6 protein-coding genes are annotated in these 15,528 nt (G+C 60.9%); 2 read left to right on the forward strand and 4 right to left on the reverse strand.

The annotated features are described in order from the left end of the window. Nucleotides 1-67: 67 nt before the first annotated feature. The 4 genes from CVE41_RS04035 to CVE41_RS04050 form a co-directional block, all read right to left on the reverse strand. Nucleotides 68-2,071: an alpha/beta hydrolase family protein gene (locus CVE41_RS04035; protein ID WP_100259498.1), complete on the reverse strand. Its 2,004-nt coding sequence runs from the start codon at nt 2,069-2,071 to the stop codon at nt 68-70. Nucleotides 2,072-2,180: 109 nt separating this feature from the next. After that, entirely contained in the window at nt 2,181-5,732 is a 3,552-nt protein-coding gene (locus CVE41_RS04040; protein WP_100259499.1) for a TonB-dependent receptor domain-containing protein, read from the reverse strand. 372 nt (nt 5,733-6,104) lie between these two features. After that, complete coding sequence (clpB, locus tag CVE41_RS04045) at nt 6,105-8,681, reverse strand: ATP-dependent chaperone ClpB (protein ID WP_100259500.1); 2,577 nt, start codon at nt 8,679-8,681, stop codon at nt 6,105-6,107. A 137-nt stretch (nt 8,682-8,818) separates the two neighbouring features. Beyond that, nucleotides 8,819-10,267, reverse strand: coding sequence for an ATP-binding protein (locus CVE41_RS04050; RefSeq protein ID WP_100259501.1), 1,449 nt, complete (start codon nt 10,265-10,267; stop codon nt 8,819-8,821). Between the two features lie 119 nt (nt 10,268-10,386). On the opposite strand from CVE41_RS04050, the gene CVE41_RS04055 reads away from it, so the two are divergent. Continuing rightward, the gene (locus tag CVE41_RS04055) at nt 10,387-12,582 is read left to right on the forward strand and encodes an acylase (RefSeq protein WP_100259502.1); all 2,196 of its coding nucleotides are present in this window, start codon (nt 10,387-10,389) and stop codon (nt 12,580-12,582) included. Between the two features lie 40 nt (nt 12,583-12,622). Continuing rightward, entirely contained in the window at nt 12,623-15,526 is a 2,904-nt protein-coding gene (locus CVE41_RS04060) for a M16 family metallopeptidase (RefSeq protein WP_100259503.1), read from the forward strand. Nucleotides 15,527-15,528: the final 2 nt, after the last annotated feature.

The following is a 15,528-nucleotide window of genomic DNA, read 5'->3' on the forward strand; positions in this document are numbered from 1 at the left end:
AAACGGAAAACGGCCGGAACACCCGAAGGTGCACCGGCCGCTTTCGCATCATGAGCTGAAGATCAGATCAGAGGCCGCCCGGGCCGCAATCGTTCTTCAGGAAGTCGAACATCTTCGTATAGAACTGCTGCTGATGCTCGAACATCAGCGTCGTATAGAAGTGGTCGGCCCCCTTCAGGGTCAGGAACTGGGCGTCCTGGATACCGGCCTTCTCGATCGCGTCCTTGTAGTCTTCGTAGTGGAAGTAAAGGACACGGGCGTCGACATCGCCGTGAACCATCAGGATCGGCACGTTGACCTTCGAGACTTCTTTGATCGGGTTGATGCCGATCATGCCGCGACGCTGTGCCCAATCGTCGATCGCCTTGGGCGAATAAGGGCTGCGACGTTGCTTGTAGCTCTTTTCCGGATCGGAAACGGCGGCACCTGCGATCACGCACTGGTATACGTTCGGCGAACGCGAAGCTGCAACCAGGGCGGAGTAACCGCCATAGGACCAACCCATGAACGCCACGCGATCGGGATCCACTAGACCCTGTTCGATCAGGTAAAGTGCGCCGTCATCCTTATCGTCCTGCATGGCAAGACCATGCTCGCCATAACCGGCATCGAAGTGCTTCTGGCCCCAACCGGTCGAGATACGGTTCTGCGGACGAAGGACTGCGTAACCGGCATTCACAAGCATCTGGTCCCATTCGTCATAGCCGACCACGCCATTGACGTGCGGGCCGCCATTGTGACGAACAATCAGCGGATAGGGGCCTTCACCCTTCGGACGCATGAAATAGGCCGGGATCGTCAGCTTCCCGTCACGCGACGGGTAACGAATGAATTCGACATCCGCGAGCTGCTCCGGCTGGATCAGCGGGTTGCGGCTGCCAAGCTTGGCCATCGTGCCGTTGCGAACCAGCCAGTACGAACCGGGATCCCGCGGACCGCGGTTAGATACGATCATCGTCCCGCCATCGGTCGAACGGCTGGTGATGCTGACCTGGTGAGCGTTCGGAATCTGGGCTTCCAGCGCGTCATAAAGCGCTTTCTCGCCCTCATCGAACCAGATCGTGCGATACTTGTCCCACGGATAGATCGCACCCACGAGCGACTCGTCGCCCGGCATCGAGCTGGTGCGGATGCCCATGATGTCGGCCTGGTCCGTGCCGGCGAGTTTTTCGCCAAACTGACCGGTGTCGAAGTTGAACTCCCACAGGGCAGCCTTGTCTTCGCCGCGGTTGTCGATGACATAACCGATGCTGGGATTGTCGGGGTCGAAACCGGCGAGCCCCATGAATCCCGAAAGCGTGCGATACAGGTTCTCGTGCTTGTCCTGATCGTAGCGCATCAGTTCCGTCCACGAGCCTTCGCCCGGCTTACGGTAATAGGTGATCGCTTCCTTTGTTCCGCTATCATAGCCGACGGTCCAACGCGGATTGCCTTCGTTGTCGAACTGCGCAGTCGGATACTTTTCGCTGCCCTTCAGCACCAGGCTCCGCGTGCCGCGTGCGAGGTTTACCTTGTAGTAGGAGCGCGGACGGAAAGCTTCGAAAGGATCGACGCCCGAGGGATCGGGGATGGCCGTCCCGGTCTCGACCAGGATATGATCGGGGTCGTTCGGCAGGCGGTTCGCGATACCGAAGTTACCGTCGATCTTCTGGAATTTGTTGGTCTTCAGGTCGTAAGCGTAGCCGGCATAGTCATAGGTGCCCTGTTCCGGGCCGTTGACCTTGCTGCGGTTCTGCTGCCACGCCGAACCGAAGATGTAGCGATCGCTGACCCAAGACGCGCTGATGATTTCCATCGGGTCAGCGTTGAGGACGCGGAACGGCTTGGACATGTCCTCGGTCTTGTAGATCTTGAGGAGGTATTCGCCCTCCTTGCTTTCGACCACATGGACCAGAACGTGCTTGCCGTCGGGCGAAACCTGAACGGCATTGACGACGTCACGAAGTGCCCAGACTTCGATCGGAACGGTCGGCATGCCGGTAGTGTTCTGTTGCGCCGCAGCCGGGGCTGCGACGATCCCGAGAGATGCGGCTGCACCGGCAGCCAGCAAGGCGGATTTGAAGATTTTCATGAAGCGACTCTCACAAGATATTCAAAAAGGGTGACCCTCAATAGCAAAGGGCGGCACCGTGTCCAAAACACGGAACCGCCCTTTCCTAAACTAACTCAGATTAACCGAATTAGAACTCATAGGTGATCGATGCGAAGAATTCGCGTCCATCGTAATCGTAACCTGCGCCGATCACTGTGTTAGCGATCGCAAAACCTTGCGAGCTATCGATCCGCGGCGGAGCCGTGTTGAAGATGTTGTCAACACCAGCAATGATCGTGAACGTCGGGGTCCGGTAACGCAGCGATGCGGTATGCAGGAACTGCTCTTCCGCGAAGTCAACGTCCTTACAGAAAATACCGTTACCTTCAACGCCTTCCGCCCCTGCACCAAGGCAAGTGTTGCTCGGCGCAGTAACCGGATTTCCTGCCGGACTCAGCGGCCGGCCGCCCCCAGGCGCGTTGTTGAACACGTCCGCAAACGGGTTGATCGAGTCAGGATCGGCGCCGACCGGACCAGTATACCGGATCTGATATGTAAGCAGGAACTTCTCATACTCCGCCGTGAAGGTCGTGCGGCCGGTCCACTTCGGGAAGCTGATTTCACCGTCGCTAGTATCGAACGAGACTGATCCAGCATCGTTGATGAAGGTCGTGCTACGCTCGATCAGGTGGTTGGCGCGGAAGTTCAAGCCAAGATCGACAAGACTGTTGCCTAGCGTAATCTCCTTACCAAGGGAGGCGTTGAGATCGACACCACGAACAGTTTGCAAGTCGAAGTTCAGGAACTGATTGCTCACCTTAGCGACAAGACCGCGATCAAAAGCGTTCACCACGCCATTGAGAGGATCGTACGTCAGACGATCGCAGAACGGACTGCGGTTATCCACATCCTGGCGCAGGAAGCAGTCGTTGATTACGAACTGCGACGACGGCTCGATGATCGAATTCTTCACCTTGATGTCGTAATAGTTCGCGTTGAAGCCGAAATCGAAACCGTCTCCGAACACTTCTTCGAAAGCGAAGCCGGTCGTTATCGAACGCGAGGTTTCGGGATCGATATCGAATGTGCCGCCCGACACTGTTTGCGCAGAGGTTCTCTGGACTGCCTGCGTATTAGGCCTCAGGCCGACCTGGGTGGGATCGCGCCCTTCGCGGATGCAATTCTGGAGAACGAACGGAGACCGCGGATCGTTCTCCGCGATGTAGCCTTCTCCCAGTTCGAAGGCTTCGTTCGGCACCGCGCAAGGGTCGAACAGTGTTTCGAAGCCTTGCTGAGCCTGCAGGAAATTCTCGCGCAGGTTCGGCGCACGGAAAGAGGTGCCGTAGCTGAACTTGAAAAGAAGCGATTCGATCGGACGCCAGCCACCTTTGATGGCATACGTGAAGTTGGTTCCGTAGAACTCTTCCTTGGTGACACGTCCCGACAAATTGAGGTTGAGTTCCTGAACGAGCGTCTTGTCCGCCACGAGAGGCAGATCGAGTTCGCCAAACGCTTCGAGAATGTACTTTTCGCCGACTGCACCCAGATCCTGGCTAAACCCGAAGAAAAGGCCGTTTGAAGCCACATCATTTGGACGCGAGTCGATCGAATCGGTGCGATATTCCGCACCAAGCACGACACCCACAGGGCCACCCTGCAATTCGAAGACATCGCCCGTGACGTAGCCCGAAAGGACCTTTTGCTCATAGATCGTGTCGAACGAACGGACACCGAAGAGGTAGTCACGCTCTGCCTGCGTTGCGAAATCTCCGATCGTTTCGCTGAGAAGCGAGGGTGCGAACAGATTTACCGGAACGCAGCCATCAGCCAGCCCTTCTGCGGCAAGATCCGGATTGGCCAGTGCCGAAACATCACACGGCGCGATGCCCGGGTCACCGTAATATTCGCCGAACTGAACCAGGTCGCTGTAATCGTCGGCAATACCGTCGCCGGTGTTGTCGATGATGCCGTCGCCATTGAAATCAATGGTCGGATCAATGCCTAGAGCGAATGCCAGTTTATCTTCGCGAACACCGCGGCGAACGCTGGCTCCCTCCGAACGTGAGTAAACGAAAGAGGCGTCGAAGGTCCAGCCGGCGCCGATGAACGGCAGGTCGCCGCGCACACCAAAGACGCCGCGATATTGTTCCTGCGTCACGTCGGTGTTGTTGCGGTCGCCCACAACGGAGATGATCGGAAAAACCGAAACATTCACACCAGTCGGTTCACTGGGGAAGAACCCTCCTGGCCCCCAGATCGGACGGCCACCCGAGAAGGGGAAGAAAAGCTCGTTGTCGATCTGGCGACAGTCTGCGCCGCCCGCATCAATGTTGCACGGGTTGAACTGATTTTCGGCCGGTACGTCAGGGAAGAGGAAGCTCTGGCCTGTGTTATCCGCCCGAATGCGCGCACGGCTATAATTCGCTTCGAAATAGGGGGTGAGATTGGCCGCGCCAGCCAAGGTATATTCACCATAGGCCATCACGTTGATCAGCTTCTGCTCACTCAGGAAAACTTGGCCCTGATTTACGCCACTGCCGTTGTAATCCTGATCATCGACATCCCGGACTCCATCGAAATTGAAATCGAGCGGATCGAGAAAAGCGTTTTCACGCGTGGCGTAACCGGGCAATCCAAAGAACTGCAGGTTGTCGAACGTGTCGCCACGCTGGAAAAAGACCGAATTCAGGAAGGTGTCATTTGGAATGAAACGACCTGTAACAGCTTGGATCTTGCACGGACTGTCAGCACTAGTCGTAATCTGACCGAAAGGACCGCCGAAGCTATCACGCTCGACTAGAGCGCGCGTGCGCTCGTCGATGGAATAGAAATTGCCGTCCTGATCCACTTCCAGGTTCTGATCACAACCGCCAAAGAAATCGCGATCGCGAAGACGGATGGCATCGCGATAATCGTATTCTGCACCGAAGCCGATGAAGCCGCGGTCGAAGTTGATGCCGTATGCAGCGCTGATGGTGTAATCTTCACCGGCGCCCTGCGGGTTGATTTCGCCACGAGCGAAGAGTTCAAGGCCGTCGAAGTCCTTGCGCAGGATGACGTTACCCACACCGGCGACAGCGTCAGAACCGTAGATCGAGGACGCACCGTCGAGCAGCAGGTCGAACCGGTCGATGAGTGAACTCGGGAGAAGGTTGATTGAGGGGTTGACCGGCGCGCCTTCCACACCGGCAGGAGCGATGCGCCGGCCGTTAAGAAGAAGCAGCGTACGGTCTGCACCCAAACCACGAAGGTTCAGCGTGACGGAGCCAGGCCCGTTGTCCAGCACGAAACCCTGGAAGGTGGCATCGACCTGAAGGCCAGATGCAGATTCGTCACGCTGAAGAATCTGCGTCGGATCGAATAGGCCGACAGTCTGCGACTGCTCGGTTGTGATGACCTGGAGCGGCGAGATCGAGCTGTAAGTGTCACGCTTGATACGCGAGCCGGTCACAACGATGGCGCCCGGTGCATTCTGACCGGTTGCACCGGTGTCGGTTACATCGACAACGTCCTGTGCGGTCGGATCGTTGTTGGTAACGCCGTCGGGGCCATCCGACTGGATGACGCATTCGCCGGCTACTTCTTCCTGACCTTCAGGGCATTCTGCGTCCTGCGCATATGCCTGGCTACCGGCAGTGAGCGCGAGCGCCGACGCCGAGAAGGCGAGACCCCGGATTGTTTTCGTGTGAATTTTTCGCATTTATTACTCCAGTCGCGACAACTGGAACTGCGTCTTCCATCTGGACGACGAAAAGGACGCACCCCTAGCGGCGTCCGGTTCGCTCGAATTGTCCGGGTGGATAGACCCCCAGTCCCAACACACGGGTTTCTGCGGGATTAACGATGCAGTGTCAAAGCACTGGGGCGCTTTAGAATGTCTTGTTGCGCAAATCCCACACATTTGCCGATCGAGCGAAGAAGTGTGTAATAATCAGTCGCGCGAAAGGCTGGCGAACAGAATTTTGTTTCGCATGCAAACATATCCAGCGCTGTAGTCGTTTGATCGACAACCGAATCACCAGCGCCCAAAGAAGAAAAAGGCGGGCCTTTCCGACCCGCCTCCTACCGTTTGTCAGCTGATCTGCATTTCCAGGGAGCCGTCGCCCTCGTCGATGCTCACGGTCGACCCGTCCGGCACCTTGCCCGACAGGATCATGTCTGCGAGCGGGTCCTGGACATAGCGCTGGACCGCACGCTTGAGAGGCCGCGCACCATAGACGGGATCATAGCCGACCCGCCCCAGCCACTTCTTGGCCGCTTCGGTCAGGTCGAGCACGATCTTGCGATCCTTCAGCAGCTTCTGCACCCGCGCGACCTGGATATCGACGATCGGGGCCATGTGCTCCATCGCCAGGCGGTGGAACAGGATGATCTCGTCCAGTCGGTTGAGGAACTCGGGGCGGAAATGCCCGCGCACGACGTCCATCACCTGCGGTTCGACATCTTCGACCTTCTGGTCGTCGTCCATATTGGCAAGGTACTGACTGCCGAGGTTGGAGGTGAGGATGATCAGCGTGTTGCTGAAATCCACTACCCTGCCCTGCCCATCGGTCAGGCGTCCGTCGTCGAGCACCTGCAGCAGGACATTGAAGACATCGCTGTGGGCCTTTTCGACCTCGTCGAACAATACGACCTGGTAGGGCCTGCGCCGTACGGCCTCGGTCAGTACGCCGCCTTCCTCGTAGCCGACATAGCCCGGAGGCGCCCCGATCAGGCGAGCGACCGCGTGCTTCTCCATGAACTCGCTCATGTCGATGCGGACCATGGCCTGGTCGTCGTCGAACAGGAATCCGGCGAGCGCCTTTGTCAGTTCGGTCTTGCCGACGCCAGTCGGGCCCAGGAACAGGAAGCTGCCGAGCGGACGGCCCGGGTCCTGCAGGCCAGCACGTGCACGGCGCACGGCCTTGGAGACCGCATCGATAGCCTGGCTCTGCCCGATCACCCGCTTCGACAGGATATTTTCCATGTCGAGCAGCTTCTCGCGCTCGCCCTCCAACATCTTGTCGACCGGGATACCGGTCCAGCGGCTGACGACACCTGCGATGTCGTCCTCGGTCACTTCTTCCCTCAGCAAGGCGTTGTCCGTGTGGCCGGAGGCTTCTTCGAGCTTCTTTTCCAGCTCGGGAATCCTGCCGTACTGCAGTTCGCCCGCCTTCTGGAGATCGCCTGCGCGCTGCGCCTGTTCGAGCTCGATCCGCGCCTGGTCGAGCTCTTCCTTGACCCGCGCCTCGGCGTGGATCTTGTCGCGCTCGTTCTGCCAGCGCGTGGTCAGTTCGGATGATTGCTGTTCGAGTTCGGACAGCTCCTTGCGAAGCGTCTCGAGACGGTCCTTCGATGCGCTGTCGGTCTCCTTCTGGAGCGCCTGTTCCTCGATCCTGAGCTGGATGATGCGGCGGTCGAGACCTTCGATTTCCTCGGGCTTCGATTCCACTTCCATGCGGATGCGCGAAGCCGCCTCGTCCATCAGGTCGATCGCCTTGTCGGGCAGGAAGCGGTTCTGGATGTAGCGGTTGGACAATTGCGCCGCGGCGACAATCGCACCGTCGGTGATGCGCACGCCGTGGTGCAATTCGTACTTGTCCTTGATGCCGCGCAGGATCGAGATCGTGTCCTCCACGCTCGGCTCGTCGATGAATACGGGCTGGAAGCGACGCTGGAGCGCGGGGTCCTTTTCGACGTACTTCTGGTATTCGTCGAGCGTGGTGGCGCCAATGCAGTGGAGCTCGCCGCGCGACAGGGCAGGCTTCAGCAGATTGGACGCATCCATGCTGCCTTCGCTAGCTCCAGCCCCGATCAGCGTGTGCATCTCGTCGATGAAGAGGATGATCTGGCCTTCCGCGCCTTTTACCTCGTCGAGCACGGCCTTGAGGCGCTCCTCGAACTCACCGCGGTATTTAGCGCCCGCGATAAGCGCGCCCATGTCGAGCGACATGAGCGTGCGGCCCTTCAGGCTGTCGGGCACGTCGCCATTGGCGATGCGCAGCGCGAGGCCTTCGGCGATGGCAGTCTTGCCGGTGCCGGGTTCGCCGATGAGCGCGGGGTTGTTCTTGGTGCGACGGGCAAGGATTTGCACCGTGCGACGAATTTCCTCGTCGCGGCCGATCACGGGGTCGAGCTTGCCGTCGCGCGCCGCCTGCGTGAGGTCGCGCGCGTACTTCTTCATCGCGTCGTAGCTCTCTTCCGCGCCCGCGCTGTCGGCAGTTCGTCCGCCGGTGACTTCCTGAATCGCCGCTTCGAGCGATTTGGCGTCGATACCGGCCGACTTGAGCGCCTTGCCCGCGTCGTTATCCGCCAGCGCGAGCGCCTGCAGCAGACGCTGCACGGGCACGAAGCTGTCGCCAGCCTTTTCGGCAAGCTGCTCTGCCTGGTCGAGTGCGCGCACGGCGTCATTGTCCAGGCCGGGTGTCTGCTGTGCGCCACCCCCGGAAACGGCGGGAATCTTGTTCAGGGCCGTATCGATTTCGGTGATCGCCACTCCGGGATTGCCGCCTGCGCGCTGGATCAGCTGCGCGGCCATGCCCTCGTTATCTTCGAGCAGGGCTTTCAGGATATGCGCCGCCGTAATGCGCTGGTGGTTCATGCGAATGGCGACCGTCTGCGCGCTCTGCAGGAAGCCCTTGGCGCGATCGGTGAATTTCTCGAGATTCATGCTGGTCCCTCAAAAAGAATTGCCGCCCGGATATGGTGTTGCTAAATTGCAACACAACCCCTCCACGCAAAAAATGCGCGAGGTGTGTTAGTCGAATATAGGGGTGCCTGCGCGCTTGGCGAGAGGCAAGGCGAAATTTATTCGGCGCCCACGCCTTCGAGGCCCGGCACCATGACTGTGCGCCCGCCGCCGAAATCCTCGCGGACCACGATCAGGCCTTGCCGCTCCAGATGGTCGAGCAGCCGGCGAATGCGCCCGGGCGAGCTGGTTCCATAAGCCTTCGCCAGCTCGTGCTCGTCGACCTGCGTTTCGCCCGCATGGGCAGCCTTCGCAATGACCAGGAAGGGGCCCAGGAGATCTTCGTCCACGGCGCCTGCCAGCCCCATGATACGCGACTGGATTTCATCGCCCAGATCAGCCAGGCCAGCACCCGCAATCGCGAACCTTCGGCGGAATGCATGCATATCCGGCATCGGCCCGATCAGCCGTTCGCGGCGGCAGCGCGTGAGAAATGTCTGGTATTGCGCGCTGGCCGACTGGAAAGCGATACCCTCCTCCCCTGCCAACTCGGCGATCAATTCCTCGATCCGCTGCGCGACGACAGACGTATCCGGCCTTTCAGCAGGCGATTCCACCTGCCGTTCTTCGGCATGAGCGATGCTGTCCTCTATCTCTTCCAGCCGCGGTGCAGGAGGGGGCGCAGGCGGCGGCGTGGGCGTCGCGACATCGCTGGCGAGGTCGCGTGTGAGGAGGTCGGCCATGTCCTCGGGCGCTGTGTCGGGCAGCGCCATCAACCCTTCGCTGCGCGCTTGGTGACCGGTCTTCACCGGACCGATCTTGCAGGCGACCGGCAATCGCGTGATCGCAGGCCCGAGCGCAAGGAAATGTCCGCGCTCGAGTTCGCGTATGCGTTCGGCCTGGCGCCGCTCCATGCCGAGCAGGTCGGCGGCGCGCACCATGTCGATGTCGAGGAATGTCCGGCCCATGAGGAAGTTCGACGCTTCGGCGGCGACGTTCTTGGCCAGCTTGGCCAGCCGCTGGGTGGCAACGATCCCCGCAAGGCCGCGCTTGCGCCCACGGCACATGAGATTGGTCATCGCCGACAGGGTCATGCGGCGCGTGTCTTCAGCCATCTCGCCAGCTGCTGCGGGCGCGAACATCTGCGCTTCGTCCACCACGACGAGCGCGGGATACCAGTGCTCGCGCGGGGCATCGAACAAGGCGGTCAGGAACTGGGCTGCACAGCGGATCTGCTGCTCCACCTCCAGCCCGTCGAGGTCGAGCACCACGCTAGCGCGGTGTTCGCGGATGCGGCGGGCGAGCGCCTCTATCTCGGGCGGAGAATAGGCCGAGCCATCAATAACGACATGGCCGAACTCTTCCGCCAGCGACGGGAAGTCGCCTTCCGGGTCGATGACGACCTGCTGCACCATCCCGGCGCTCTCTTCGAGCAATCGGCGAAGCAGGTGCGACTTGCCGCTGCCCGAATTGCCCTGGACGAGCAGACGGGTCGCGAGAAGCTCCTCGATATCGAACTCGACCGGCTTGCCGGACGTTTCATGGCCGATGGTGATGTTGGCAGTCACACGCACATGGCTAGACAGTCGAATCCCCAAAGCGGAATAGGCGTCGGCAGGTTTTGCCCAGACCGATTGCACCACTCGTCGCACGACGCTAGATCGGTTGCGAGAGAGGACTGGATTTCATGACCAAATGGTTCGGGCGCATCGGTTTCGCCCTTTTGTTGCTCGTGCTTGTCGCATTCGTCGCGCTGGCAACCTGGGAACCGCTATGGGCAGAGCGCGACGATGTCGCGCAGCCTCAGCGCATCTACACCGCCGAGATCATTCGCGACGAATTCGGCGTGCCGCATATCTATGGCGATACGGACGCGGACGTCGCTTACGGCGTCGCCATCGCCCATTCGGAAGACGATTTCTCGACCTTGCAGGACGTGATCGCCATGGCCCGGGGCCGCTATGGCGCGATCGCGGGCCAGGACGGCGCGGCGATCGATTATGTTTACCACCTGCTCGATGCGCGCGGCACGGCGGAGCGGCACTATCCGCAACTACCCGAGGACACGCGCGCGCTGTTCGATGCCTATGCGGCAGGCCTCAACCAGTTCGCCGAAGAGAATCCGGGCGAACTGAAGCTCGGCAATCTGTTCCCGGTCGAGGGCGAGGACGTGGCCGCAGGCTTCGCGCTCCGCCAGCCGTTCTTCTTCGGCCTCAACGGCGTGATCGAACCGCTGGTCAAGGGAGAGCCGCTGCGACGCGAATACGGCCCCGACATTCCGGGCTATCCGCGACCCGCCGATGTCGAGGACGCAGCGTCCCCTTCGCAACAAACGGCCATGTCTCCGCTGGGCAAGGACAGCGGGATGAGCGGTTCGAATGCCTTTGCGGTCACCCCGGAAAAATCGGGTGGGCCGACCATTCTCGTCTCCAATAGCCACCAGCCGTGGCGCGGCGGGGTGGCATGGTACGAACTCGTCGTCGAAAGCGGCGAAGGCTGGCACTATGCCGGAGCGAATTTCCCCGGCTCGCCCTTCCCCTTCCTCGGCCACAATCGCGATCTGGGCTGGACCAACACGGTCAACACCCCGGACATGATCGACGTCTACCAGCTGGAGATGGACGCGGACGGCAATCGTTACCTGTTCGGCGACGAATGGCGCGAGCTCGAGCGCAAAACGGTGACCCTGCCGGTGCGTTTGGGCCCGCTCGTCCTGCCGATCAAGCGCGAGGTGCTGCGCAGCGTCCACGGCCCCGTCATCAAGAACGACAATGGCTATTTCGCCTTCCGCTATGGCGGGATCGACAATCTCGGCCAGCTCGATGCCTATTACCGGCTCAACAAGGCGAGCTCGCTGGAAGAGTGGGAAGGCATCCTTGCCCGGATGGATATTCCTTCGACCAACTTCATCTATGCCGACAAGACCGGCAACATCGCCTATGTCTACAACGCCGCCCTGCCCGACCGGCGCGAAGGCCCCGACTGGCGCGGCGTTCTCGCCGGAGACGATCCCGAACTGCTCTGGGATGGCCCGGTCGAATACGGCGAGCTGCCGCGTTACCTGAACCCGGCATCGGGCTGGCTCTACAATGCCAACAATGCGCCCTACACCGCCGCCGGGGCGGGAAGCGATCTCTCGCCTGATGACTTCGCGCCCGAACTCGGCGTCGAACTGAAGCAGACGAACCGCTCGCGTCGGGCCTGGAAGCTTTTGAGCGAAGCGGACCGGCTCGACCGCGAAACTCTGGAAGAGATCAAGTACGACACCGGCTATGCGCGCGAAGGTTACGTCGCGGACCTGTGGGACGAGCTGGAAACGCTCGACCTGTCGGACGAGCCGCGCCTTGCCGAGGCCCGCAAGCTGCTGCTCGAATGGGATTTCACCGCCGACAATATCGGTCGCGGGGACAGCCTCGCCCTCTTGATGATCCGCGAGTTTATGTCCTGCCGCTACCAGAACAAGGCCTGCCCCAGTGCGCGCGATGAGCTGATGAAATCGGTCGACCATCTGGAAACGCATTTCGGCCGGATCGACCCGCCGATGGGCGACCTGCTTCGCCTGCGACAGGGCGATGTCGACCTGCCTCTGGACGGCGGTTCGGACACGCTGCGCGCATCGACGCTGTGGGACGTTGACGAGGACGGCAGGCTGTCGGTCCGCCACGGTGACAGCTTCATCCAGTGGGTCGAATGGAACGCGGGCGAGCGGGTCACTTCGCGCTCGATCCAGCCCTTCGGTTCCGCCACCACGCGGGCCGATTCACCGCATTATGCCGATCAGTCTACGCTGTTCGTCCAGCACCGGTTGAAACCGGTCCATTTCTGGCGCGAAGACGTGCTGGAAAACGCGAAGAGCCGCAAGACCGTGACGAACCGCCGTTGACGCTCTAGGCCTTTCGAGAACAATACCCTTCGGAGCCTCCATGAAACGTATCATTTCCACCAGCATCATCGCTCTCGCCGTGTCGGCATGCTCGACCTATTCGCAGGAGCCGATGGATTCCGCGACCATGGAAGCGGCCATGGTGGGAGAGGCCGTCAGCTACGAACCCGCCCCGCTCTCGCAGCTCGTCGCCGAAGTGGACATTCCCTACGACAAGTTCGTCCTCGACAACGGTCTCACCGTGGTCGTCCACGAAGACCGCAAGGCGCCGCTGGTCGGCGTCTCGGTGTGGTACGACGTGGGCTCCAAGCATGAGCCCAAGGGCAAGACCGGTTTCGCCCATCTGTTCGAACACCTGATGTTCAACGGGACGGAAAATGCGCCCGAAGACTGGTTTGAATATATCCAGCAGATGGGCGGGACCGATGTGAACGGGACGACCAACCCCGATCGCACGAACTATTTCCAGACCGTGCCGACCGGCGCGCTCGACCGCGTGCTGATGCTGGAAAGCGACCGAATGGGTCACCTGCTCGATGCGGTGACGCAGGAGAAGCTCGATAACCAGCGCGGCGTCGTCCAGAACGAGAAGCGCCAGGGCGACAACAATCCCTTCGGCCTGCTGCGGTATGAAATCTTCGAGAACCTCTTCCCCAAGGGGCACCGCTATCACCACTCGACCATCGGCTCGATGGGCGATCTCGATGCGGCGACCATGGACGATGTGCGCAACTGGTTCATCGACCATTACGGCCCGAACAACGCCGTGCTGGTCTTGGCTGGCGACATCGACACGGCAACCGCGCGCGAGAAGGTGCAGAAGTGGTTCGGCGATATCGAGCGCGGACCTGAAGTGGTCCACCCTGCGGTCGACGTGCCCACGCTTGCCGAAGACAAGACCAAGGTCACGACCGACCAGATTTCGACTACGCGGCTCTATCGCATGTGGACCGTGCCCGGTTCCAATTCTGCGGAATCGGTCCCGATGAACCTTGCCTCTGCCGTGCTGGGCGGCCTGTCGAGTTCGCGGCTCGACAATGCACTGGTTCGCGAAGACCCGGTCGCGGTGTCGGTCAGCACTTTCAACTATACGCTCGAAGATGCCGGAATTTTCGTCGTCCAGGCCGATGTGAAGCCAGGCGTGGATCCCGAAGAGGTCGCGGCCAAGCTCGATGCGCAGATTGCCGATTTCCTCGCCACCGGTCCCACCGGCGACGAACTCCAGCGGGCGAAGGTCTCGACCATGGCCGGCGTTATCCGCGGCCTTGAATCGGTCGGCGGTTTCGGCGGCAAGGCTCCGCAGCTTGCCGCTGGCGAACTGTTCGCGAACGATCCCGGCTACGTCGAGCGCCAGCTCGACCAGATGGCCGCCGCCACGCCCGATCAGGTCCATGCCCTCGCTCGCAAATGGCTCTCGCGTCCCGTCTTCAACCTCGTCTTCAATCCGGGTGAGCGCACCGAAGGCGGCGAAGACCGCGGCGGCGCGGTGACCGGACCCGATTCCATCGAGGATATTGCGCAGGCCAATTATTGCGCCGAGGAAACCTGCGACCTGTCCAAGATCGCCACGCAGGCGCAGGCGGATCGCGATACCCTACCGGAACTCCAGCCGCTGCAGGGACTCGACTTCCCGGATATCGAGCGTGCGACGCTTTCGAACGGCATGGAAGTCTATTTCGCGCACCGCGACGCCGTCCCGACCGTTTCGGTCCGCGTTGAATTCGACGCCGGACGCGCTGCCGAGGACGCCGACTCGCTGGGCACGCAGCGCCTGCTGCTGAGCACGATGAGCGAGGGGACCGAGCGCCTCGACGCGACCGACTACGCGATCGCGCAGGAGCGTCTTGGCGCGAACATCTACAATGGCTTCGATGCCGACTACACCAACTTCTCGCTCGCGGCGCTGGCCCCGAACCTCGCGCCGTCGCTGGAACTGCTGGCCGAGACCATCCGCCAGCCGGGCCTTCGCGCCAATGTGATCGAGCGTGAGCGTGCGCAATTGCTCAACGCCCTCTCGTCGGAATTGAAGAACCCCAATTCGATTGCGGATCGCACCGGTCGGCGGGCAATCTTCGGTGCACACCCCTATGGGCTGCCGACCTCAGGCCTTGGTTCTGCAGCCCGGCTCGAAGCGCTGACCGAAGCGGACCTGCGCGCTTTCCACGACACATGGTTGCGGCCGGACAACGCCCGTATTTTTGTCGTCGGCGATACCTCGCTGGCCGAAGTGACGCGCCTTCTTGAAGCAAGCTTCGGCGACTGGCAGGCCCCTGCGACCGCTAAACCGGTGCGCAATTACAGCGTGGCGATCCCGGAGCCGCGTCAGCGGATCATCTTGGTCAATCGCGCCAATTCGCCCCAGTCCGTGATCTATGGCGGCCAGGTTCTCGGCCTGACAGGCCGCGACGACCTTATTCCCCTCATAGCCTCCAACGAAGCGTTGGGCGGTGGATTTCTTGCCCGGATCAACATGAACCTGCGCGAAGAAAAAGGCTGGTCCTATGGCGCCGGGAGCCAGATCGCGAGCGGCCTCGACCGGGTCTTCTACGGCGTGCGCGCGCCGGTCCAGTCCGACCGCACCGGAGATTCGATCAGCGAGATCCGCCGCGAGATCAACGATTTCGTGGATGCACGCGGCGTCCGGCCCAACGAGCTGGAGCGGATCGTCAATTCCAATATGCGCGAGTTGCCCGGCCAGTTCGAAACCGCGGGCGATGTGCTTGGCGGTCTCGTCAACATCGTGCGTTACGACCGTCCGGACGATTATTACGAGACGCTGGCCGCGCGTTACAATACCCTCACCGCACCGCAACTCGATCTCGAAGCGCGCCGGAACATAAACGAGGGTGACATCGTCTATATCGTAGTAGGCGATGCAGAAGTGGTCGCCCCGCAGCTCGACACGCTCGGCCTCGAAGTCGAGGTTATCGAACCGCAGGAATGAGC

It is taken from the genome of Qipengyuania seohaensis (assembly GCF_002795865.1).
Lineage (GTDB): Bacteria > Pseudomonadota > Alphaproteobacteria > Sphingomonadales > Sphingomonadaceae > Qipengyuania > Qipengyuania seohaensis.

What these genes read in the sequence shown, in the direction of transcription:
- clpB (WP_100259500.1), bottom strand. Translation starts at nt 8,681, where the DNA reads ATGAATCTCGAGAAATTCACCGATCGCGCCAAGGGCTTCCTGCAGAGC.
- CVE41_RS04055 (WP_100259502.1), top strand. Translation starts at nt 10,387, where the DNA reads ATGACCAAATGGTTCGGGCGCATCGGTTTCGCCCTTTTGTTGCTCGTG.
- CVE41_RS04060 (WP_100259503.1), top strand. Translation starts at nt 12,623, where the DNA reads ATGAAACGTATCATTTCCACCAGCATCATCGCTCTCGCCGTGTCGGCA.
- CVE41_RS04040 (WP_100259499.1), bottom strand. Translation starts at nt 5,732, where the DNA reads ATGCGAAAAATTCACACGAAAACAATCCGGGGTCTCGCCTTCTCGGCG.
- CVE41_RS04035 (WP_100259498.1), bottom strand. Translation starts at nt 2,071, where the DNA reads ATGAAAATCTTCAAATCCGCCTTGCTGGCTGCCGGTGCAGCCGCATCT.